Genomic DNA, 20,453 nt, shown 5'->3' with positions numbered 1-20,453 from the left:
GATGGTATTGGTTCAAAACGCGCTGGCAACTTTGCTGACGTTTGCGATCGCCCTCAGTTGGCTACAACTGATGAATCGTTTGGCGTATCGCGCTCTGCTAGCGCAAACCCTCAGCCGCAAAATCATTCATATTGGCACAGGGCCACTGTTTGTCCTTTGTTGGCCGTTTTTTAGCGCCTCAGGTGAAGCCCGTTACTGGGCAGCGCTGGTGCCACTGGCGATTACGCTCAAGTTTTTGGCAATTGGTCTGGGCTGGCTAAAGGACGAAGCCGCCGTCAAATCAATGACTCGTCAGGGCAACCCGCGCGAAATTTTGCGGGGGCCGCTGTATTACGGTCTGGTGTTTGTGGCTTGTACGCTGCTATTCTGGCGCAGTTCGCCAGCAGGCATACTAGCGCTGATGATGATGTGCGGCGGCGATGGGCTAGCGGATGTGGTGGGTCGCCGTTGGGGTCGCCACAAACTCCCTTTGAGTGCTGAAAAAAGCTGGATCGGCTCAGGCGCTATGCTGCTCGGTAGTTGGGGGCTAGGCTGGAGCATGGTAGCGCTTTTTGCCGCCCTCGGCTACTTTCAGCTATCGCAAACACCGCTACAACTAGGAAGCTTAATCGGCGCGATCGCTTTGGTGGCTACGGGCGTAGAAGCATTGCCCTTTCGCGATATCGATAACCTAACCTTGACATTGACCGTAGCCGGACTGGCTCAGTGGCTCCTGACATAGCCGCAGTCACCCGGTAAAGGCTCTCACAGGGCTGCAAGCCACTGACAAAAAAGCTTTCCTTCCGCCCTCAGCCCTCGGCCTTCTACTTTTAACAATAACTGTCACACTTTGGCAACTTAGGACACTCTGTAATAGGAGGTTCAACGCCCTATGGATCTGGTTTGCCAACAGCTAAAACGCTTGAACGAAGTGATGAATGCGGCTTTATCAGCCCGCGAGGAGGGTTCGTCTAAAAGGTTGGTTTTCTTTGTCCGGCGATCGCTACAGCAGTTTAATTTGTATGGAGAATGGTGTGAAAGTGAAATACTCATTGATGCTTATCTGCGGACGCGCCAAAAAATTGAACACGGAGAAGTAATTGATAACTTTCCGGGGTATCTTAGCTCAGTTTCTTTCAATATCATTCGAGAACATCATCGCAGTCGGCAGAGAAAATTTGCCGCCTGTCAGAAAATGCAGAAATCTGAGGCAAATGTCTTGAATACCCCAGAATCACCCTATCTAGACGAAAAAACCTCGGACTTTTCCAACTTGCTGTGGGAGTCTTTTGAGTCTCTTAGACCTAAGGATCAAGAAATTTTAATACTGCGAATTGTCAAAGGATATTCATGGAGTGAAATTGGAGATTTTATGGTAGCCACAGACAAAGAATTGAGAAACGATTTAGCCCTGCGCAGCCGATTAAGAAAACAGGGAGAACGAGCCCTTGAAAGATTGAGAAAAGCTTTTTCATCGGTCACGTAGATTTTGCCTAAAGTGTCTTCTCTAGACTGTTTTATTTTTCAAGCATTATTTTTTGCATGAGTGTGGATGTATGAGTTTTTCAGATCTAAACTTCGATAGTACCTCGCTGCATGTGTTTGCTGAAAAGCACAGAAAGGTACTGGCTGAATATTATCAACTCGCGAGCCTACCCCAGCTTTCGGAGAAGCAGGCTGAGCGTTTGGCCGAGATCCTTGAAATCGCTCAGTACAATGAAGTGCTTAGCTTGCTGATCAACGAAATTGACGAGCGCACCTTTCAAAAGCTAGCCTTTAACGAATTAGCAGAAGTTGATCACCATAAAAATGAAATCAGTAAAATAAAAGAGTTTGTTTCAGAAGAACCCTGCCTAATGAACTTTGCGCCATTGATTGGGCGCTACCCCCTATTAGAAAACTTTTCTATTGACCGCAGAGCCGAACCACTAACCACTTTTTGGCCAAGAGAGCGGGCAAAATTTGAAGACACTCAATTTAGCCACTTGAAAGCAGAGTTCTACGAGTCAGCAAACCTAAATATTTTATATACGCTCAGCCTGTCTGATTACACTCGCACCCGCACGGCTAGCAGTATCGTTACGTTTATTGATGTGTTTTTAGCCCTGCTAACAGCAACAATATGGCTCATTTTTGTTTAATGTTTCTCTCTTAATTAAGTCTAAGTCCATAGCCAAAAAGCGCTTTCAAGCAACGTCACACTTAGCCAAACGCTATCACTTAGTAATAGACCCTCTTGTGAGAAAGCTATGAACTATAAGTTGACTGAGCATACCAGCGAACTTCACAATTGCCCTAGCTGTGGTAAACAAGCATTAGTCCAATACGAAACTTATCAATATCGCTGTTTGTGGTGTGGTTTTGATCGAGATATTTCCCGAATGTCGCCCGCCCTTCCCAGTTGGCTGGCTTTTGTAATTAGCAGCATCTTGTTGGGTTTATTGCTTTAATGTTGAAGCGTTTGAGTCAACAGCAAAAGCCTAGGTTTTGGGACAAGTAGAAACAACAATTGCAGGGCTAAGTAGCCCACTCCAGATAGAATTGTAAGGATGAACCAATTGAGTTGGCTGGCCCTGCTGAAAAACTGGGTAACCCTGATTCATCCAGGCAAAGATAGAACCTTCCAGGTTGTAAACTCGCTGATAGCCTTTTGCCTGCAACTGCTGGGCTAAGCGCGAGGAGCGATAGCCCACAGAGCAGTAGGTGACGATTTCAGCATCGAGCGCTAAAGACTGTTGCAGTGCTTCTTTGAGCGTTGGGGTATGTCTGGCTCCTTGCAAGTGGCTGACGGCAAATTCAGCAGCTTCTCGGCTATCTAGCAGCACTAACGGGCGGTCTGCCTGTAGGCGCTGTGACAATGCCGTCGGTGAAAGATGCTTGACCTGCGGAAAGCGCCAGCGAATCAACGGCTTGATCACCGACCAGGCCAAACTCCTCATCAAGCGCCGACCAGTACCGCCAAAACCACTACCCACGCCACCCTCCGGCGAACAAGCGATAACTATTGGCGATCGCACAAATGGCTAGTAACCCCCATACTGTCCAGTCCACCCAAGCTGGCGGTTTTAGATCAAAGGAACGAAACTTAAACGGTTGGGTAAAGCGTCCTGCGGCTTTGCGATTGTTGGCAATAGTTTCGTAGAAACGCGTTCCAGTAGCCATTAGCGGCGGCCAGCGCAAGATGGGAGCCAAAAATCTAAAAACTGGCGAAAGGCTGACAATATAAGCGATCGCTGCAAACTTAAAATGGCGTTTTCCCTGCCAGTCCACCACGACCCATGAGTTTTGCGTTTCCATATCTGCACAGATAGACGGATCGCTCTGAGCCGTCAGCAACGGCGTACTGGGCAACAGCAAAAACGTCCGCAGCAAGTGAACCACCTTTTTGCAAAAGCCGCAGTCGGCGTCGTAATAAATCGTGAGTCCGGCTTGAGCAGAACCGTAGCTGCGTTGAATGGCTGCTTGCCAAACCGCCGGGGGCAAAAAAGCCAGCCACGTTAAACCACTAAGTCCAAACGCCAGATCGGCAGGCACAGCTAGCCCCAACCCTAGCGTCAGCAACCCCATAACCCCCACCGCCACCGTCCGAAAAACTGCGATTTGCCCAGGTATCCACAGCAGCAACAGCCCCCCCCACCATAGAACAAACAACCATCGGCTAAGGGCGGTCGCATGCCAGACTAAGCCACCTAAAAAGCCATAAACCCAACACTGCCGCACCATCAAAGCCACAGTAGCTGCCGAAAACAAGCGTTTAGGCAGGGTAGGCTGCTGGGGGTTCATAGCGCTGTCGATGGCGTAGCTAGCCCCCAATGGCAAGAACATCGCCCAAAATAGCGCTGAAGGCAACCAATCTTCTCCCCTTAGCAGGCTGGCTGAGGCATGGCTGGGCAAAAGGCTGACCAATATCCAAGCCGCGATCGCGCTTTTGCCAGTTTGGTACCCCACCAGCAATAACAGCGCTGCGATCGCCGTTAGCACCAATAAACTGCCCTGTAGCCACGGCTGCTCGGTGGGTAGCCCACTGAGCCATAACCGCAAACCATCTTCAATCAGCCGCGATCGCGGCTCTCCCCCTACCCCATCAGTAGCCCCGCCGCCGAGGTGAGCGCCAACAACAGCCAACAGCGTTACCGCCAACCCCAGCCGCAACAGCGCCAGCGATCGTACATCTAGCCCGTAGCCTACGGCTAGCTGCGTTGACCAACCTGGCCGAAACCGAGAGAAAGTCATGGCCTAGCGTCTCCTACACAACCGCCTGCCGAGCGGAAAAATCCTGTTCTCTACGTCATCTTAAGCCACTGCCGCCAGCGCTTCATCGCTTGCCAAAGCCGCCGTAGCCCAGTGCGCAAGAGATGGCCGCAAACTTTGAGCCGATGAGGCCAGGTAGGCAGTCGATGCGTATATACCCCCCGACGGGCGATCGCCGCCAGTTTGCCCGTCAAGGTCAGCCCCAGCGAACTATCGACTACGGCTGAGCCGATCCCCAGGGTGAGCATATCGCCTAAATGACTATAGTGAAAAGGTTTCAGCTTTTTACCTGTAATAGCCGCCTTCAGGTTTTTGGCTACTCGATCGGCAGCTTGATAGGCAGCTTGAGCTGTATTAGGGGCAGGGCCACCTCGTTTACTCTGCACCGTGGCGACATCGCCCACCACAAACACCTCTGGATACCCCTGTAGCTGTAGCGTTGGTCGTGTCAGGTATTGCCCCTGCGCGTTTTGGGCAATGGGATGATACCCCATCCAGGGATGTGGCTGAGTTCCGGCAGTCCACAACAGCAAATCGGTGGGTTGCCAGAATAAGCGATCGCCCTGCTTGAGTTGGGTTCGCTGCGCTTCAACTTGCACAGCCCCAGTTTCCAACAAAACCTCTACCCCTCGCTGCGCCAACGCCCGACTCGCGGCCCGACGCAAAGAATCGCTAAAGGGCGTCAAAATTTGCTGACCCAAGTCAGCGAGAACAACGTGAGCGCGATCGCCTAGCTGATCCGCCAGTTTGCAGGCCAGTTCAACGCCGCTTGGCCCTGCCCCTATAATGAGTAGCTGTAACTTGGGCTGCGATCGCTGCTGCAGCTCTTGGAGCCGCATTTTTAAGCGCTCAGCATCTATCAGCGTCCGAAATGGCAAGCTGTGTGCTTGCAAGCCCGGAACGGGAACGTACCGGGCTTGGCTACCTGTAGCCACCACCAGATAGTCATAGTGCAAAAAAGCGCCTGTGCCCAGATCGACCCGACGCGCTTGCAGATCAAACCCTTGCACCGTATCCTGGCGAAACTGGACGTTGGTTTTAGCCAAAAGCTGCTGATAGGTTGGGGCAATTTCCCAGGTTTGCAGTTCGTTGGTAATCAGTTCGTAGAGCAAAGGCGTAAACAAAAAGCGCTCGTTGCGGTCAATCAAGGTAATCTGGACGCGATCGCCACGAGTCGCTCTAAATTTTTGCAGGTAAACGGCTGTGTATAACCCCCCAAAGCCACCCCCCAAAATACAAATATGGGGTTTTGAAGGGGTCGCCCGCAGCCCAGCGCTCTCTGCGGCGGGATGGCGTTGACTCAGCTGATAGTCCATAGAGTGGCTGGGGTTAAAGCTCGATGGGGCTTAAGCGCATGAGGCTCCGGCAGGCAGTCCCTACCAGGCAGCTCAAAACAAATTACTCTTAGTCTAATAAGATGAACTCGTTCTTGAGAATGCATGACGGCCAATTTTCTTTGGCAGCCACCTCACAATCCCTTAACCTTGACCCCCAAAACCGTCCAGGTTTGGTGCGGTTCGCTCCAGATAACGTCGGCTCGATTGGCGCTTTACAGCCCTCTGCTATCAGCCGTTGAACAGGCACGGGCAAGACAATTTCGCATAGATGGCGATCGCGATCGCTTTATTCTCAGCCGGGGTATGTTGCGGCAAATCTTGGCTGCCCGCTTAGGCTGTGCCCCGGCTGAACTGGTTTTTGCCTACGGTGAATTTGGCAAGCCCTACCTGGTCAACAGTCCGCTGCCTCAGTTGCAGTTTAATCTGTCGCACTCTGGCGATTTGGCGTTGTATGCCTTGGCCTGCGATCGACAGGTGGGCATTGATGTCGAAGCGCTGCGCCCTTTGCCCCGCTTAGCCAAGCTAGCCAATCGCTGTCTTACCGAAACCGAACAACGCTATCTGCACAACGTAGCCACCACCGAGCAAGTCGCCACCTTTTTAAGCTATTGGACGTGCAAAGAAGCTTTTCTCAAAGCCATCGGCAAAGGGTTAACCCAGGCCATGCATCAGCTTGAAATCTCATTAGGCCCCCCTTTACAACTGCTGCAAGCCGCCAACACCCCTGCCCACCACTGGCAGCTAAAATCGCTGCGGCCAGCACAAAACTATATTGCGGCGATCGCCGTAGAAGGCACAGACTGGCAGCTTAGCTGTTGGCAACATTCAGATGCAACCGGGTAAGACGTAATCAACAGTTCAGAAATATGGCCGCGCCGCTGAGCCTTGGAATTGATGTTGCGGGTGGCTTGAATTCGATGAATATAAAAATCGCCGTAGAGATGCCGAATAAACGGACAGTCTGAGTTTGATAACATCACTCGCACCTGGCGGGCGGCTAGCTGCCGAAAGACCTGTTGCAGGGTTTCTTGGTCGTGAGCACCAAACGAATAACGACTGTAGGCAGTAAAACAACTGGTTTCACTGATGGGATGATAGGGCGGATCTAAATAGACAAAATCTTCAGCCCCGGTGGCATGCTCAAGTATTTGGTTAAAAGAGCCAGCTACAATTTGCGTCGGTTTTAAGGTAGCCGCCGCCCGTCTTAGCAAATCAGCGTCACAAATTCTAGGATTTTTGTAGCGCCCCATGGGCACATTGAACTGACCTTTAGAATTTTCGCGGTAGAGTCCGTTGTAGCAGGTTTTGTTAAGGTAGATTAACCGGGCAGCCCGTTCTACCGCTGACGCCCCCGGTGTGGATCGAATTTGGTAATAATAGTCTTTGCAGTGATTTTGTTTGTGATGTTTTAACAGCTCAATAACCGCCTCTACCTGGTCGCGAATACAGCGGTATACGTTCACCAGCTCTGGGTTAATGTCCATTAAAATGGCCGTACCTAACCGCTCAGCCAGATGAAAAAAGACGGCTCCACCCCCTAGAAAAGGCTCGTGGTAAGTCTTAAAATTTGAGGGAAAGTAAGGCTGATACTGAGCGATTAATTGCCCTTTACCGCCAGCCCATTTTAAGAACGGACGGGCAGGGGCGCTTTGAAAAGCAGGAAGAGGCATTGATAACTAAAAAGACAGCATCAGTTTGCGCTTTCAAACTGCAAAGTGACTTATCTTTCTAAGATAGGATAAAAGCGTACATTGGTACTCTTTCTACACGCAAATTCGTGACAATGCAAGCAATTGTCGCTTTAAGCTGAAATTATGGAAGACTTTTTTAAAAACGTTTCTCGCTATCCTCGCTATTTGATTTCATTTACGCTAGGAATTTTCTTTAACGCTGTTCAACCGCTGGTTCCCCTCCTGCAGCGTCCGGCAACGGCGATCGCTTTAGTAGGTGCGGTGGTAGCTGGGTTTGCCTTCCTCAGTTTGACCTTACGCGCCATGTTGGGGCTAGGGACGCTCTAAAAGCAGGCGATCGCCCCCATACTACTTATTTATTTTTGATAACAAACCTGAATTACCAGCGGAACTCACCGCTTTTACAGCCTTTTTTTTGACTACTCTTAGCAAGGATTAAGTAAGCAATGGCAACCAATCGCAGAGTCGCCCGCGTCGCCGCCTTGATTAAGCGGGAAGTTAGCCAAATGCTACTGAGCGGCATCAAAGATGATCGAGTTGGGGCAGGGATGGTCAGCGTCACAGATGTAGATGTTTCGGGTGACTTGCAACATGCCAAAATTTTTGTCAGCATTTATGGCACTGAAGAAGCCCGCTCTGAAACAATGGCTGGCTTAAAGGCTGCTACGGGATATGTCCGTAGTGAGTTAGGACAGCGCATCCGGCTGCGGCGTACGCCCGAAGTTCTTTTCAAAGAAGATCGCTCATTTGAACGGGGTACGCGGGTTTTATCGTTGCTTAACCAGCTAAGTGCTGAACGCTCCGATCTAGAAACTGAGGCAGTTCCAGATGCAATTGAAGATGAGAGTTAAGCGGGTTGGGAAAGTTGGAAAATGCAGCAGTTAACCCGGTATTGCCAAGCTTTGAGCAGTTGACCCTGGCTGAGCAAGTCGCTCAGTTGGTGGTGATTCGTACCAGTGGTCACTTGTTTGACCACGAAATAGAATATCCGGCTTGGGAAGCCGATGCCGCGACGCTGCGCTATTGTCTGCAAGAACTGGGCGTCGGGGGGGTGATTTTGCTGGGCGGCAGTGCGGCAGAAGTGGGGTTGCGATCGCAGCAGTTACAAGCCTGGGCTAGCCTGCCGTTGCTCATTGCCGCCGATATTGAAGAGGGCATCGGTCAGCGCTTTAGCGGCGGTACCTGGTTTGTACCACCGATGGCTTTAGGGGCGATCGCCCAGCAAGATTTGCCCCAAGCCTTAGCCTATGCTGAGGCCATGGGGGCAGCGATCGCCCAAGAAGCGTTAGCCATCGGGCTGAACTGGTTGTTAGCGCCAGTGGTAGATGTTAACAACAACCCAGCCAATCCGGTGATCAATGTCCGGGCTTTTGGGGCAGAGTCGCAGGTCGTCAGCCAGCTCAGTACGGCTTTTATTCGGGGGGCGCAGCGGCACAGCGTTCTTACCACGGCTAAGCATTTTCCGGGTCATGGCGATACGGCTCAAGATTCTCACCTGGCGTTGCCCACTTTAGCGCACACCTTTGAACGTCTCTGCGCGGTTGAGCTACCACCCTTTGAAGCAGCGATCGCCGCTGGCGTAGACGCGGTGATGACGGCTCATCTCAAGCTGCCCGCTTTAGACGCCCAATACCCAGCTACGCTTTCACCCGCACTCCTCAGTGGCCTCCTGCGGCGAGATCTGGGCTTTTCAGGGCTGGTGGTCACCGATGCCTTAATTATGGGCGGCATTACTCAACAGTATGGCCCCTATGAAGCGGCTGTTTTAGCGATCGAAGCCGGAGCCGATATTTTGCTGATGCCAGCCGATGCTGAAGGCGTGATTCAGGCGCTTTGTGAAGCTGTGCAAACTGGTCGGCTCAGCCATAGCCGCATTCAAGCTTCTCTAGAGCGGCTGTGGCGAGCCAAGCTCAAAGTTGCCGCTGCCTATCAGCCATCCCCCCCCTCTAAACATGCCTGGGAGCATATTCCGCCGCCGCCCGTACGTTTAGAACACCTGGGTCAACCCTCCGTCCGTCAGCTAGCCAGCGAGATTAGCCAAGCCTCTTTGGTCGCTAGTTCTACCCGTCTGGTACCCACTCAGCCCCTGCAAAACTTGATTTTAGTTGACGATTGGCTCAATTGTCGCTTTTTGCAGCGCCCTGCTCCGGCGATCGCCCTGCCAGCGCAACTGGGCTGCTCTCAGCAAATTTTAGACACGCAAAATAGCGGCTCCGTGGCGGTAGCGACCCCACTGCCGACGCTGCTGCAGATCTTTATTCGGGGCAATCCGTTTCGCGGCAGCGCTGAAATTGCTCAGTTGGCTCATACCTGGTTTACAGCGCTGCTGCAAGCCCAACAACTGCGAGGATTAGTGGTTTATGGTAGCCCTTATGCTTTCAAGTCGTTTTTGCCGCAATTGGCCGATATTCCCTACTGTTTTAGCTACGGCCAAATGGAAACAGCGCAGGCGATCGCGCTGAAAACTCTTTTCTCGCCAGCAGCCTTTAAGCGCGAAGGCTGGGATCAGCGCTTTACGGACTAGGGCAGCCTTGCCACCCTTCCCCCAACCACGTATTCGCCGCAACGTGCTAATTTGATAGTCGGTAGATGGGCTGTGGGTTGCCAGTCGCCTGCCTCGCTTAGCCATTCACTGGCAGCTATTGATTGGCGATCGCCCCTCATCCGCATTAAACCTGGCTGGATCAACGCTATTCTGCCATCAACTCCCTTTGCGCTAACGTTGTGCCCCCTCTCTACAAAAGGTTTTTGACGGCTGATCCACTGCCGACGCTGAGCTTACTGGCTTTTACAGGCTGTCTTTGCCTGCTCCACTTCTCACCTCAAACCTTCATGCCCCACGATGAAGGCTGGTACGCTCAGCAAGCCCGCTGGTTTTTAGAAACGGGTGACTGGGTGACGCTGCGGTGGTGGGATACGGTCATTTTTGATCGCTGTATTGGGCTGCAATGGCTGATTGCCTTGAGCTACTCAGTTTTAGGCATCAGCGAATTAGCGGCGCGGTTGCCCTCAACTTTGGCCTGTTTGACTTGCGTTTGGCTCACCTATCAAATTGGCGATCGCTGCATAAGTCGCGAAGTCGGCTGGCTAGGCGGTGCCATTCTAGCGGTGACCCCCGTTTGGATGCAGCTTTCCTGGTTGACCATGCAAGACGTCCTTTTAACCTGCATTGAACTAGTAGGTATTTGGGCTTTGCTGCAAGCCGAGTCAGCGCCACGGCATCGCTGGCAGTGGGGGCTGCTGGCAGGGTCTACCGTCGGTTTGGGCTTTTTGGTGAAAAGCATTATGATTTTTCTGCCGTGGCTGGCTTTGATGCCCTATTTGGTGCTAGAGCAGCGTCGCCATCGGCATTTGTCTAACGGGGGGTTTTATCTAGGCTTACTGCTAGGGGCTTTACCAGTCGCGGTGTGGCTGGCGCTAGCCGTCGATCGCTATGGCTGGCTACCCCTACAGCAGCTTTTTGGTAAGCTGCTGTTTCTGGCGCAAGAAGATTTTCACCAGGTGGGTCCGCTCTATTATTTCTGGAACATTCCGGCCAATTCCTTTCCCTGGCCGCTGGTAGCCTTACCGGGCGTTTGGTGGGGGCTACGAGGCCAAAACAAGCATCGCCGCTGGCTGTGGCTGGGTTATCCGCTGGTTTTTCTGCTAGAGCTGACCCTGTTTAAAACGCGTACCTGGTATTATCCAGCCCAACTGCTGCCTTTTGTGGCGTTGCTAGCGGCGCTCAGCCTCAGCCACTTGCGGGCAGTTTACGGCGGCCAATCCGCTAGGCGCAAATGGCTGCTGGCTTTTAGCTACGCCACGGCGGGTTTGGGCGGCTTGGTTGTCCTGGCTGGATTGGGGCTGATCAGGTATCCGCATCTAGCAGCTGTTGATAATTTGCCCGCCTATGGCTTGCTGGCGATCGCGGTAGGGATAGGCTGGCTGCTACCGGGTTTGATTGCCTACCGCGATCGCCGTCGCCCCCCGCCACAACGTGCCAGTGTTGGCTGGCAACTGAGCTGGTTAGTCGCCCCCGGTAGCGCCATCGCTTTGTTGTTTGCCACAGGGCTGTGGGGCAACTATAGCCCAGAAGTGAAAATGGCTTTACAAACGCCAGCGATCGCGGCTGTTTTGTCCCAGCATCCTGTCAGTTTGGTGACACCCCAGCCAGCCGAAAAGAGTGCCGTCCTATTGACGGTCTATACCCCCACGTTAGGCCAGCGCTTTGACACGCCGACTGATATTCCACCCGGTCTCTATGCCTGGGTTGATCCTCAGTATCAAAATCAGCTTGCAGCCGCCCTGGTTCTAGGAGAGTTTCGCGGCTGGCATTTGGTGCAGTTTTGAGCGCATCTGTAGTTTGCTAGTTTGCTAAGCAAACAACTGCCGCACCACACTCAAGCGGGAGCAATCCCAATAGTCAATATGGGCGTTGATTAAGTTGTCAGCATTTAGCGTTAGTTCACTGCGCCCCGGAATTGAAATACGCGGTTTCCAGGGCACCGGAGCCGTGAAGTTCAGCGTCCAGCGGGTGGTGATGGTTTGTCCTGATCGCTCAATGGCGTGCAGATCCATTTGAGTATCTATAAACCAGCGCTGAATAAAGCCAATCATTTTTTGATAGCGGGCTTTACCGTTGAACTGGTTGAGCGGGTCTTTAAAGTAAACCTGCTCTGTGTAGAGGTCAAAACTCTGGTCTTGAGGAAATTGGCTATAGTCTTGGCGGAGCCGCTCGACAATATCCATAGCAGGGTCAAACCTCCACTTCTGGCCACAAACGCTCTAGCTGACGTTGCCAAGCCGCTAAAGTATTTTGGCGCGAATCAGCACTCATCGAAAGTTCACCCATTACCCCTTCTGCATAAAACCGCTGCAGCGTTTGCAGCGTTTCGTCTAGGGTTTGGCCTTGCAGCTTGGCGGCTTGAATAATCTGCCGAATTTGGCCGTCTATTAAGTCGTTAAAAAAGCGATCGAGGTTTTCTGCTTTGAGGGCTAACAGACGTTCGATGGCCGCCTGAAAGCTAGCGAGTGTGAGTGTTGAGCGATCGCTTTGAAACACTCCCCACAAAACGGCTTGATAAAAGGCATAGCGGACTTCTTGGGTGTCGTCAAAGTTGGCCGCTAAAATTTGCGCCATAAAAGGCTCGGCCTGGGGCTGTGGCGCAATTGGGATCAGCAGCCGCAGCCAGCTTAAATCCTCAGATAGCAACACTAACAAGCGAAAATCTTCAGTTTCTACTTGCCACGCATCCGGTGGCAATATCTGAACGCGATCGCCAAAGCGCTGGGTTAATGCTTGGGTAATTTCATCCGGGGTCATGGCTTTACTGTATCAGGCTTAGCCATTTTAAAAAATGACCATGAAAAAAGCCTCCCTCGCAAGGGAGGCCACTGAATCAGTTGTGATGCGACTCAGCAATTAAACGAACAACAGCCTAGCTCAACCACTCTTCAACCGCTTCGGCTTTGGTATTGGTGTTGCGAGCAGGCGTTTCGCGGTTGAACTTCATGTGGATGGAGCGAGTTTGCTCACCGTCTGAGGCCACCGCCAGAATAGGATAATCAATCATCCCATCTTGGAACGACATTTGAAAGCGGAAGGTGCCATCAGGATTGAGCTTGATAGGACGCCCCCCAATGGTTACCGTTGCATCTGGCTCGGTTGCGCCATAGACAATTAGCTCTGCATCAGCAATCAACCAGAACTGGCGAGGGCGAATCGGCGGTGCCGAAGCGGAGAAACCCACACCCGACATATTCAGGCCAATCCCCGACATGTTGAGGCCAATCCCCGACATATTCAGCCCCAGACCCATACCCGACATACCTACGCCCGACATGCCTGCGCCCGACATCCCCATACCAACGGTAGACATGCCCATACCCAGACCCACACCCGACATGGTCATGCCCATGCCCGAAGCAGTTGCCCCGGCCCACATGCCAACGCCGGAGGGAAAGACATAAGAGCTAACCGCTTGCTCAGGAGCAGCCATCTGCATTGAACCGTAAACGGAACCGGGCACATGCTGCATCGAACCAAATAGCGAACCCGCTACCCGCTGCGCCTCAACCGACTTGGCCATATCGAAAATGCCATCGTGGAGAGCGCTGCCATTTAAGGCACCCATACGCTTGCTAGGAGGCACTAGCGTGGCAAATGTTTTGCCGCGTAGCTCCTCGTTCCAGCCGACGGTAATGAACTGATCTTGCACCCAGTCAGAGGGGTAAACCGGGGGAACGTGAACGGGCGCTGAACGCGCTAGCACCAACCATCGACCATCTGCACACACATAACCAATTTCAGCAATATAGTCGCGATCGCTGACGGGAATAGGCACATACCATTCTCTAGCTAGCTCATCGCACTCATACTGCTGCAGGCTATGAGGGCTTTGATTTTCCAGCTTCATATTGGTGACGTCATAGAAGCGCAAAGCCAAGCGTGATCCCCCCTGCCGCCGGAGATCTTCTTTATGCTCGTTGGGAATGTCCCAGTAAGTATAGGCCCACTGCGGATCGCGCGGCATCAGAACGATGCGGCTTTCGCCATAGCCAGCCGGTAAATCGGCCAAACCTTCATCTACGGTTGCCAAAACTGCGGGGGTAGGTTCTTCAGTTGCCATGTCAAATTTTGCTGCCTCAACTTCTGCTTGGCCTTCGGTTGTCATCGGAACGGGAGCAGACATCGTCCGCTTTGCCTGAACCGACTGAATAGCAGCAATTAGCTCAACTTTACGCATGCGGCTGTAGCGAGACACTTCACACTCGCTGGCCACTCTACGAAGTTGACGTAAAGTCATTTCTTCTAGCGGTGGACGTTCCTGAGTCATAAAACTGATCTCCTTAAGGGTTCACTATAAAAGGCTTTTAGAACGGACTCAGCAGATCCCCAGCGCACCGCCGGAAGCCTACTGGTCAACAGAAGGCGGTCAAATATTTGCAATCCTTTCGGGATCGCATTTGTGAAACTATATTACAGAAATTCAGCCCCAGATCAAGTCGATCAACCGACCTTTTGAAGCGGGTTTGACGAGACAATGGGGGGTATCGGGATCACATTGTCAAGAAACCCTGACAATGTGATCCCGATAAAAGTCAGGATTTGATGACAAGCGATCCCAAGCAACCCATGCCGCATCCCCGTGATGAGGTCAGGGCAATTTGTGTCATGCTTGACAGGGCGATCGCCTGGAGATCGGCCAAGGGCTATGGCGCTGACCTGCAGACAAACCGAGAAAAACTAATGGCTTCTATTCCAGATTATCCGGCAGAAAACCTTGAGACTCAGGATGAGATAGAACCTGAAACAGAGGGTAGTCGGTTAATTAGCCGGGTTTTGTCGCCAGCGCTACGGCTTTGGCTACAGACTCAGGTGGCGCAATCTGAAAATCTGCGGTTTCAAATCATCGGTCGCGATCGCCAGCTTTTGCAAGGGTGTGTGCCCCAGGTCAACTTGTCTGCCCAAACCGCCGTTTACCGAGGTTTGCAATTAGGGCAGGTACAGCTAACGGCAACTGATATTCGCATTAACCTAGGCCAAGTTGTGCGAGGCAAAGCGCTACGCCTGCTAGAGCCTTTTCCGATTTGCGGCAGTATTACCCTCAGCGCCGCCGATCTGCAAGCCTGTTTGCAAACTGCAACTATGGCCGAAGCGCTGCAAAACTTTCTGATCAAAATTTGCCGCGACGATCGCGCTTCCGGGTTGTTTGCAAAGCGGGTAGCGGCGATCGCCCAAGTACCGACTCAGCAACTGGTGGGATCAGGCCAGCTACAAGGCGACGTTTTGACCATTAGCCTGCGCGAGCGCACCGCTCAACAGCCGTTGATTCTTTGCACCCGGCTACAGGTACAGCAGGGCAGGCTTTTAACCTTGCTTCAGCCCCAACTGCTGGATGACGCTGAGGCGATCGCCGGCACTCCTCTACCCGAACTGCACGAGTTTCAGGTAAACCTGGGAGCCGATGTCGAAATTCAGCACTTTGAATTGAAAAATAACCAGCTCAACTGCCACGGGCGCGTCAACGTCAGACCTGCGCCCTAAGCCCCCAGATTAGCCTAGAGCTTAGGCAGTAGCGGCACGAGCAGCGTCACAAAGTAATAAACCAGCGGTGCTGTAAACACATAGCTGTCTGTGCGGTCTAAAATGCCACCGTGCCCTGGAATTAGCTGCCCAGAGTCTTTCACCCCCGCGTCTCGCTTCATCAGCGACTCGGTTAGATCGCCCAGCAAGCTAGAAATACCAATCAACATCCCCAGCGCCGTCCCCGCCAAACTCCAAAGCGGCCACTGCAACAGCCAAGCCCCCAAAATACCGATACTAATGCTACCGATCAAACCAAACACTGCCCCTTCCACCGTCTTTTTGGGACTGATGTTAGACAGCGGCGTTTTGCCAAAAAGCCGACCCATTGCATAAGCGCCAATGTCAGCCGCCCAAATGCAGGCAAACGCTAGTAGCGTGGCACTGAGTCCTAGAGGCAGTTGTTGCAACGTCGGCCAGTCAGTCGGCCAATAACCCGACAGCGGTAGGTTGCTGGTCTGGGCTGCTTCTAGCTGGCGCAGACGAATCCAAAAGCTCGGCAGATAGCCGCCATAAAACAGTCCCAAAATGGAGGCTGCTACATCCGCAATGGTGGCAAACTTAGGCTGAAAGAGCAGATAAAAGCAGATGAAGGTACCAGCCAACGGCAAAAGGGCATCGGCTAACGGCGGCGACAGATAGGAAGCGATGAGCAAAATCTGGCTGACGACCATCGTGATTTTGGCAGCCGGTAAAATCCCTTTGGCTCGAACGAGGCGAAAAATCTCTAGCTGCCCCAAGAAGATTAAAATGCCAAAGCCTACCGTGAAATACCAGCCCCCCAATACAATTAGGGTCAGCGCCAGCGCGATCGCAATAATTCCGCTAATAATTCGAGACCACGGCATACAGATAAATAGAATCAGAAAAACTGGCTCGGCGATCGCTGCTCAGGCAAAACGAGAAATGTTATCTACATAACTTACCTGAAAATACCAGGACTTGTGACTATCAAACGTTTGAAAGACTGCTATTTTCAGCCATTGAGTTGCAGGTAGCCATGCTCTGCGAAGCTTGAAGGCAGCGACGGCTCCCCTTTAACCTGCCTCGCAACAACAGCCGCAAAAGATTTTGTCATGATGACAAAAAAACTTGTGATCTTTAACCTCAATTTAATAGGCTAATAGAAGAATATCTATAGGGCTTCTGCATCTACCACTAGAGAAGCCAATCGCAAAATTGCTTGATAAGCTCTGCTCTGTTCAAACAGATCTTCCTTATCGCGCTTAAAAAGTCTGGCTTCTGATTAAAACTGTTTAAAAACGCGATCGCCTTCAGCTTGTCTGGCGGCTGATTTATTTTGAGCAGAATAGGGCTAGGAGCTTGTGCCGGGTGACAGGCTCCCTGAGGGCGGCTCTACCCAGCATGTATTTTGCTGCCTTGAAGATTTTTTGCAAATGGCTACTTAGCCTCACACTCATAGTTTTATGCGGGCTCTTAACCTTCAATCGCCCCTGACAGCGCTACAGCTTTATACCTTTCAAGTTGAAGCCAGTTGTCCCGGCTACATAGTCTACGATACTTTTGCAGCCGAAACGGCTATTCCAGGCGTTATCTTAACCGAATCAGGCGCTTTTTACGGTGTCATTTCGCGGCGGCGCTTTTTGGAAGCGATGAGTCGAGCCTACGGCAGAGAGCTGTTTTTACGGCGACCCATTTACATGCTGTACGACTTCATCGCCGTGGATGTGTTACAGCTTTCAGGCGACATTTTGATAACGGCAGCAGCCCATTTAGCGCTACAGCGGTGTACCGAGTTGCTCTATGAGCCGTTGGTGGTCAAGCTAGATGCTAAAACCTATCGTCTACTGGATGTTCATCAGTTGCTGATTGCCCAGGCCGAAATCCATCGCCTGACTGCCCAGCTTTTACAAGAAAAAACCCAGGCTGAACTCATGCAAAATGAGCGATTAGCCAGTTTGGGTCGGCTGCTAGCAGGGGTAGCCCACGAAATTCGCAATCCGGTTAATTTTATTTGGAATAATCTCAAATATCTATCGGAGTACAGTCTGGCGCTGATTGATTTAATTGGCGCTTGGGACGCAGATGCAGCCGATCGATACGCAAAAATGCAGCATCTTCAAAAGAACTACGATTTTTCCTTTATTGCCGAAGACTTACCCAAAATTCTGAGCAGCTTAGAAACCGGAACCGATCGCTTACGGCATTTGGTAGACAGCCTGCGTACGCTGTCGCGCATGGATGAAAAAACCTCAACGCCAGTGGATATCCATGTCAGCTTAGAAAATACCCTGCTGATTTTGAGTAATCAGCTAAAAAGCGGTATTGAGGTTTCCAGACAGTATGGTGAACTGCCGTTGGTGGATTGCTATGTGGGGCAAATGGGTCAGGTTTTTATGAACATCATTGGCAATGCGATCGATGCTTTGCAAGCCTGCCAAACTAGCCTCGACACCCAATCACTCGAAAATCTGCCCAACTTACCCCACGACTGGGAACCCAGAATCACCCTTACCACCCATTTGTGCGCTTTACCCGTTGATGCTGAACCCAGCCCGACGACGGCAGAGTGGGTATCAATTCGGATTACCGACAATGGCCCCGGTATTCCTCAGACGGTACAACAGCGGGTATTTGACGACTTCTTTACGACCAAGCCAATCGGTCAAGGGACAGGGTTGGGACTCTCCATCAGCCGTGACATTGTGGTGAATCGTCACCAGGGTCAGCTTATTTTGCGATCGCCTTGTTTGTTTTCGGCTGAAACCCAACGAGCTTACGGCACTGAATTTGAAATCTTGCTGCCGCTAACTTCAACGACACCGCCTATCCCTCCCCCCCCAATCCAGCCTAAGATTGTAGAGCGGCAGGCTCAGACTGCAGAATAGATCAGCAGTACCTTTTGAGACGTTATGGCACCTCTTCAGCCTTCACTTTTGGCCTTCGATTTTGATGGGGTCATTTGTGACGGCCTCATTGAATATTTTCAAACGGCTTGGCGGGCTTATCAGCGGCTCTTTCCAGCGGCTCCTGCTACTCCTCCAGCAGGGCTAGCGGAGCAATTCTATCCTTTGCGACCTGTTATTGAAACGGGCTGGGAAATGCCTATTTTGCTCAGGGCGCTGCTGCAAGACGTGCCCCCCGAGGCGATTTTGCAAGACTGGCCGACGCTGGCGCATAAGACTATCCAGCAAGCACAGCTTGAGACAGATACTGCTATGCAGGCTGTCGATGGTGTACGCGATGAGTGGATTCAAAGTGATTTGGATAATTGGCTAGGGCAGCATCGCTTTTATCCGGGGGTTGTAGAGCGTTTGCAACACTGTTTGGCGGCTGATATGACGGTGGTTATTATCAGCACCAAAGAAGGGCGGTTTATTGCCCAGTTACTGCAACAACAAGGAATTGATTTTCCTGCTGGGCAAATTTTTGGCAAAGAGGTGAAACAGCCAAAAGCGCAAACCCTAAAGCAGCTAGCTGAGCAGCACACTCGGCCTCAAGCAGCGGGCATTTGGTTTATTGAAGATCGGGTCAAAACCTTGCAAAAGGTGCAGCAAGTAGCCGATTTAAGGCAAGCGCAGTTATTTCTAGCCGACTGGGGTTACAACACCACCAGCGATCGCGCTATTGCCCAAAGCGATCCGCACCTACATCTGTTATCCTTATCGCAATTGGTACAAGAGTTCTCAATCTGGCTGTCGCCAAGCTAAGCCAACTCTCAGCCACCGTCATCCTTCATCCATGTTGGATTTAATGAAAATTGCCCAGCAGATGCAGGGCATTAGCGAACACCTCAGCCGGGAAGCCACCGCCGCTCACTTGCGGATTGCCAAGGCAACCCAGCTTTTGCAGCAGGTTCAGCCGCACCAAGCCGACCGCGTGGCTCAGTTAGAGCAGTGGCGCGATCGCATGACCTTTACCACAGCTACGCCAGTTGAACCGTTGGCCACCCGTAGCCCTGTGCCATTAGCCGCCAGCGCTCACAGCGTCATCGCGACAGACGGTTCACAAATTGCCCCTAGCCACCATGAGATCGCCTACTGCTACTTAATTAACGTGGGTCGCATTGGTTTGCACTACGGCCAGGGGCGTCACCCGCTCTTAGACAGCCTGCCAGAAGTCATTTATCGCTCAGAAGACTTGCAGGTTTCGCGCCAGTGGGGCATCAGTACCGAAGAGTGGATGGGCTACCGCCGCACAGTTGCCGAGGCAGTGGTGTTGGCAGAGTTGGCGCAGTCTTTAAAAAAAGCAGAAGTAGCGGCCAGCGGCGATCGCCCCCAACCAGGCAACCCCGAAGCCAAAACTGACGTTCAAGCAGCCCAAACTCACCCCGAAACGCCGGGTCAGCAGCTTAGTTTTTTGCCCCCCACGGCTCAGTCAGCCGCAGCCATACCGCAGTTGGCCATGGTAGATGGTTCTTTAATCTATTGGTTTTTAGAGCCGTTGCCAGCCGCAGCCCGCGATCGCATTTTGCAGCCAATTTTGGCAGCCTGGGAGCAGCTCTATCAGGCTCGCATTCCCTTAGTCGGTTATTTGAGTGCGTCTCGCAGTGGTGAAGGGCTAAACTTTCTAAAACTGGAAAGCTGCCCGTATGCAGAACCCAACTGCCTCAGTCATTGTGCAGACAGACGCGATCAGCCGCCCTGCCAAGTGTTTGAGCCGTTGCGGGATGTGGCACTCTGGTCTACCCTGCTACAGCCAGGGCAGCGTAGCCCGCTTTGGCGAAGTGCGGCAGAAATTTTGTCTGAGTACGGGCACCATACAATTTACTTTTGCTACCTGCATGTGGGGGCAGAGGTGGCACGCGTAGAAATGCCGCGCTGGGTCGCTGAAGATGCCGCTTTGTTAACAGCCGCCTTAAGTATTACCCTGGCGCAAGTGCAAAAAGGCTATGGCTATCCGGTGGCGCTGGCCGAAGCCCATAACCAGGCGGTAGTGCGTGGCGGCGATCGCGCTCGATTTTTCGCCTTATTAGAGCAGCAAATGATTCGCGCCGGACTGCGCAATGTCGGTACTTCTTACAAAGAAGCCCGCAAGCGCGGCAGCATTGCATAAGCTCAACCAGGGGTCACCCGGTTAAAGGATAAAAACTTGACATCGGCACACTAAAATGAGGGGAAACGTCTGAGTTCAGGGTGTAGTCAGATCGCAGCCGTTTTTCAATCGGTG

The 20,453-nt window shown here is 52.1% G+C and carries 21 protein-coding genes; 13 read left to right on the top strand and 8 right to left on the bottom strand.

Annotated elements, in window-relative coordinates; genetic code table 11:
• Nucleotide 1: 1 nt before the first annotated feature.
• The 4 genes from ACTS3T_RS22835 (at nucleotide 2) to ACTS3T_RS22820 (ending at nucleotide 2,429) form a co-directional block, all read left to right on the top strand.
• Nucleotides 2–721 (top strand): diacylglycerol/polyprenol kinase family protein, encoded by a 720-nt coding sequence (locus tag ACTS3T_RS22835; RefSeq protein WP_377960731.1) that lies wholly within the window; start codon nucleotides 2–4, stop codon nucleotides 719–721.
• A gap of 150 nt (nucleotides 722–871) precedes the next feature.
• Nucleotides 872–1,465, top strand: coding sequence for an RNA polymerase sigma factor (locus ACTS3T_RS22830; protein WP_377960734.1), 594 nt, complete (start codon nucleotides 872–874; stop codon nucleotides 1,463–1,465).
• A gap of 70 nt (nucleotides 1,466–1,535) precedes the next feature.
• Entirely contained in the window at nucleotides 1,536–2,120 is a 585-nt protein-coding gene (locus tag ACTS3T_RS22825) for a hypothetical protein (RefSeq protein ID WP_462935801.1), read from the top strand.
• A 108-nt stretch (nucleotides 2,121–2,228) separates the two neighbouring features.
• Nucleotides 2,229–2,429: a hypothetical protein gene (locus ACTS3T_RS22820; RefSeq protein ID WP_462935800.1), complete on the top strand. Its 201-nt coding sequence runs from the start codon at nucleotides 2,229–2,231 to the stop codon at nucleotides 2,427–2,429.
• Between the two features lie 30 nt (nucleotides 2,430–2,459).
• Here the strand turns inward: ACTS3T_RS22820 and ACTS3T_RS22815 are convergent, their stop codons facing one another.
• The 3 genes from ACTS3T_RS22815 to ACTS3T_RS22805 are packed head-to-tail and all read right to left on the bottom strand — an operon-like array spanning nucleotide 2,460 to nucleotide 5,546.
• Complete coding sequence (locus tag ACTS3T_RS22815) at nucleotides 2,460–2,954, bottom strand: rhodanese-like domain-containing protein (protein WP_377960741.1); 495 nt, start codon at nucleotides 2,952–2,954, stop codon at nucleotides 2,460–2,462.
• On the bottom strand, nucleotides 2,947–4,212 hold the full coding sequence (locus tag ACTS3T_RS22810) for a DCC1-like thiol-disulfide oxidoreductase family protein (RefSeq protein ID WP_377960743.1): 1,266 nt from the start codon (nucleotides 4,210–4,212) through the stop codon (nucleotides 2,947–2,949). The genes ACTS3T_RS22815 and ACTS3T_RS22810 overlap by 8 nt, the downstream gene beginning before the upstream one ends.
• Nucleotides 4,213–4,262: 50 nt before the next feature.
• Entirely contained in the window at nucleotides 4,263–5,546 is a 1,284-nt protein-coding gene (locus ACTS3T_RS22805) for an NAD(P)/FAD-dependent oxidoreductase (protein WP_377960745.1), read from the bottom strand.
• A gap of 123 nt (nucleotides 5,547–5,669) precedes the next feature.
• Here ACTS3T_RS22805 and ACTS3T_RS22800 point away from each other — a divergent pair, with 123 nt between their 5' ends.
• Complete coding sequence (locus ACTS3T_RS22800) at nucleotides 5,670–6,410, top strand: 4'-phosphopantetheinyl transferase family protein (protein ID WP_377960747.1); 741 nt, start codon at nucleotides 5,670–5,672, stop codon at nucleotides 6,408–6,410.
• On the opposite strand, the gene ACTS3T_RS22795 is transcribed toward ACTS3T_RS22800, so the two are convergent.
• Nucleotides 6,335–7,237, bottom strand: coding sequence for a DNA adenine methylase (locus tag ACTS3T_RS22795; protein WP_377960749.1), 903 nt, complete (start codon nucleotides 7,235–7,237; stop codon nucleotides 6,335–6,337). The genes ACTS3T_RS22800 and ACTS3T_RS22795 overlap by 76 nt on opposite strands.
• Before the next feature lie 144 nt (nucleotides 7,238–7,381).
• Here ACTS3T_RS22795 and ACTS3T_RS22790 point away from each other — a divergent pair, with 144 nt between their 5' ends.
• The 4 genes from ACTS3T_RS22790 (at nucleotide 7,382) to ACTS3T_RS22775 (ending at nucleotide 11,587) form a co-directional block, all read left to right on the top strand.
• Nucleotides 7,382–7,585 (top strand): DUF751 family protein, encoded by a 204-nt coding sequence (locus tag ACTS3T_RS22790; protein ID WP_377960752.1) that lies wholly within the window; start codon nucleotides 7,382–7,384, stop codon nucleotides 7,583–7,585.
• 119 nt (nucleotides 7,586–7,704) lie between these two features.
• Nucleotides 7,705–8,109 carry a 30S ribosome-binding factor RbfA gene (gene rbfA / locus ACTS3T_RS22785; RefSeq protein WP_377960754.1) on the top strand — a complete coding sequence of 135 codons (405 nt, stop codon included), beginning with the start codon at nucleotides 7,705–7,707 and terminating at the stop codon, nucleotides 8,107–8,109.
• A 14-nt stretch (nucleotides 8,110–8,123) separates the two neighbouring features.
• Nucleotides 8,124–9,782 (top strand): glycoside hydrolase family 3 N-terminal domain-containing protein, encoded by a 1,659-nt coding sequence (locus ACTS3T_RS22780; protein WP_462935799.1) that lies wholly within the window; start codon nucleotides 8,124–8,126, stop codon nucleotides 9,780–9,782.
• A gap of 224 nt (nucleotides 9,783–10,006) precedes the next feature.
• Nucleotides 10,007–11,587 carry an ArnT family glycosyltransferase gene (locus tag ACTS3T_RS22775; RefSeq protein ID WP_462935798.1) on the top strand — a complete coding sequence of 527 codons (1,581 nt, stop codon included), beginning with the start codon at nucleotides 10,007–10,009 and terminating at the stop codon, nucleotides 11,585–11,587.
• Nucleotides 11,588–11,611: 24 nt separating this feature from the next.
• Here ACTS3T_RS22775 and ACTS3T_RS22770 read toward each other — a convergent pair whose 3' ends face one another.
• From ACTS3T_RS22770 to ACTS3T_RS22760, 3 genes are all read right to left on the bottom strand, one after another.
• Nucleotides 11,612–11,986, bottom strand: coding sequence for a DUF2358 domain-containing protein (locus tag ACTS3T_RS22770; RefSeq protein WP_377960758.1), 375 nt, complete (start codon nucleotides 11,984–11,986; stop codon nucleotides 11,612–11,614).
• A gap of 7 nt (nucleotides 11,987–11,993) precedes the next feature.
• On the bottom strand, nucleotides 11,994–12,560 hold the full coding sequence (locus ACTS3T_RS22765; protein ID WP_377960760.1) for a hypothetical protein: 567 nt from the start codon (nucleotides 12,558–12,560) through the stop codon (nucleotides 11,994–11,996).
• A 115-nt stretch (nucleotides 12,561–12,675) separates the two neighbouring features.
• The gene (locus ACTS3T_RS22760) at nucleotides 12,676–14,073 is read right to left on the bottom strand and encodes a DUF4912 domain-containing protein (RefSeq protein ID WP_377960762.1); all 1,398 of its coding nucleotides are present in this window, start codon (nucleotides 14,071–14,073) and stop codon (nucleotides 12,676–12,678) included.
• 299 nt (nucleotides 14,074–14,372) lie between these two features.
• On the opposite strand from ACTS3T_RS22760, the gene ACTS3T_RS22755 reads away from it, so the two are divergent.
• Nucleotides 14,373–15,284 (top strand): LmeA family phospholipid-binding protein, encoded by a 912-nt coding sequence (locus ACTS3T_RS22755; protein ID WP_462935797.1) that lies wholly within the window; start codon nucleotides 14,373–14,375, stop codon nucleotides 15,282–15,284.
• 14 nt (nucleotides 15,285–15,298) lie between these two features.
• On the opposite strand, the gene ACTS3T_RS22750 is transcribed toward ACTS3T_RS22755, so the two are convergent.
• Nucleotides 15,299–16,171, bottom strand: coding sequence for a phosphatidate cytidylyltransferase (locus ACTS3T_RS22750; RefSeq protein WP_377960767.1), 873 nt, complete (start codon nucleotides 16,169–16,171; stop codon nucleotides 15,299–15,301).
• 579 nt (nucleotides 16,172–16,750) lie between these two features.
• Between ACTS3T_RS22750 and ACTS3T_RS22745 the strand changes: the two genes are divergently transcribed.
• The 3 genes from ACTS3T_RS22745 to ACTS3T_RS22735 are packed head-to-tail and all read left to right on the top strand — an operon-like array spanning nucleotide 16,751 to nucleotide 20,339.
• A complete protein-coding gene (locus ACTS3T_RS22745; protein ID WP_377960770.1) occupies nucleotides 16,751–18,172 on the top strand; it encodes a sensor histidine kinase in 1,422 nt (473 codons plus the stop codon).
• A 24-nt stretch (nucleotides 18,173–18,196) separates the two neighbouring features.
• On the top strand, nucleotides 18,197–18,994 hold the full coding sequence (locus ACTS3T_RS22740) for an HAD family hydrolase (protein WP_377960772.1): 798 nt from the start codon (nucleotides 18,197–18,199) through the stop codon (nucleotides 18,992–18,994).
• 31 nt (nucleotides 18,995–19,025) lie between these two features.
• The gene (locus tag ACTS3T_RS22735; RefSeq protein WP_377960774.1) at nucleotides 19,026–20,339 is read left to right on the top strand and encodes a DNA double-strand break repair nuclease NurA; all 1,314 of its coding nucleotides are present in this window, start codon (nucleotides 19,026–19,028) and stop codon (nucleotides 20,337–20,339) included.
• Nucleotides 20,340–20,453 lie beyond the last annotated feature (114 nt).

This window comes from Almyronema sp. (assembly GCF_052168255.1).
Classification (GTDB): domain Bacteria; phylum Cyanobacteriota; class Cyanobacteriia; order Phormidesmidales; family Phormidesmidaceae; genus Sphaerothrix; species Sphaerothrix epifaneia.
Note: the sequence above shows the minus strand (reverse complement) of the source record. Positions and strands in the feature narration are given on the sequence as shown.

Excerpts from the sequence above, each read along its gene's own strand:
- ACTS3T_RS22835 (WP_377960731.1), top strand. The coding sequence starts at position 2 with ATGGTATTGGTTCAAAACGCGCTGGCAACTTTGCTGACGTTTGCGATC.
- ACTS3T_RS22830 (WP_377960734.1), top strand. The coding sequence starts at position 872 with ATGGATCTGGTTTGCCAACAGCTAAAACGCTTGAACGAAGTGATGAAT.
- ACTS3T_RS22825 (WP_462935801.1), top strand. The coding sequence starts at position 1,536 with ATGAGTTTTTCAGATCTAAACTTCGATAGTACCTCGCTGCATGTGTTT.
- ACTS3T_RS22820 (WP_462935800.1), top strand. The coding sequence starts at position 2,229 with ATGAACTATAAGTTGACTGAGCATACCAGCGAACTTCACAATTGCCCT.
- ACTS3T_RS22810 (WP_377960743.1), bottom strand. The coding sequence starts at position 4,212 with ATGACTTTCTCTCGGTTTCGGCCAGGTTGGTCAACGCAGCTAGCCGTA.
- ACTS3T_RS22805 (WP_377960745.1), bottom strand. The coding sequence starts at position 5,546 with ATGGACTATCAGCTGAGTCAACGCCATCCCGCCGCAGAGAGCGCTGGG.
- ACTS3T_RS22800 (WP_377960747.1), top strand. The coding sequence starts at position 5,670 with ATGACGGCCAATTTTCTTTGGCAGCCACCTCACAATCCCTTAACCTTG.
- ACTS3T_RS22795 (WP_377960749.1), bottom strand. The coding sequence starts at position 7,237 with ATGCCTCTTCCTGCTTTTCAAAGCGCCCCTGCCCGTCCGTTCTTAAAA.
- ACTS3T_RS22790 (WP_377960752.1), top strand. The coding sequence starts at position 7,382 with ATGGAAGACTTTTTTAAAAACGTTTCTCGCTATCCTCGCTATTTGATT.
- rbfA (WP_377960754.1), top strand. The coding sequence starts at position 7,705 with ATGGCAACCAATCGCAGAGTCGCCCGCGTCGCCGCCTTGATTAAGCGG.
- ACTS3T_RS22770 (WP_377960758.1), bottom strand. The coding sequence starts at position 11,986 with ATGGATATTGTCGAGCGGCTCCGCCAAGACTATAGCCAATTTCCTCAA.
- ACTS3T_RS22765 (WP_377960760.1), bottom strand. The coding sequence starts at position 12,560 with ATGACCCCGGATGAAATTACCCAAGCATTAACCCAGCGCTTTGGCGAT.
- ACTS3T_RS22760 (WP_377960762.1), bottom strand. The coding sequence starts at position 14,073 with ATGACTCAGGAACGTCCACCGCTAGAAGAAATGACTTTACGTCAACTT.
- ACTS3T_RS22755 (WP_462935797.1), top strand. The coding sequence starts at position 14,373 with ATGCCGCATCCCCGTGATGAGGTCAGGGCAATTTGTGTCATGCTTGAC.
- ACTS3T_RS22750 (WP_377960767.1), bottom strand. The coding sequence starts at position 16,171 with ATGCCGTGGTCTCGAATTATTAGCGGAATTATTGCGATCGCGCTGGCG.
- ACTS3T_RS22745 (WP_377960770.1), top strand. The coding sequence starts at position 16,751 with ATGCGGGCTCTTAACCTTCAATCGCCCCTGACAGCGCTACAGCTTTAT.
- ACTS3T_RS22740 (WP_377960772.1), top strand. The coding sequence starts at position 18,197 with ATGGCACCTCTTCAGCCTTCACTTTTGGCCTTCGATTTTGATGGGGTC.
- ACTS3T_RS22735 (WP_377960774.1), top strand. The coding sequence starts at position 19,026 with ATGTTGGATTTAATGAAAATTGCCCAGCAGATGCAGGGCATTAGCGAA.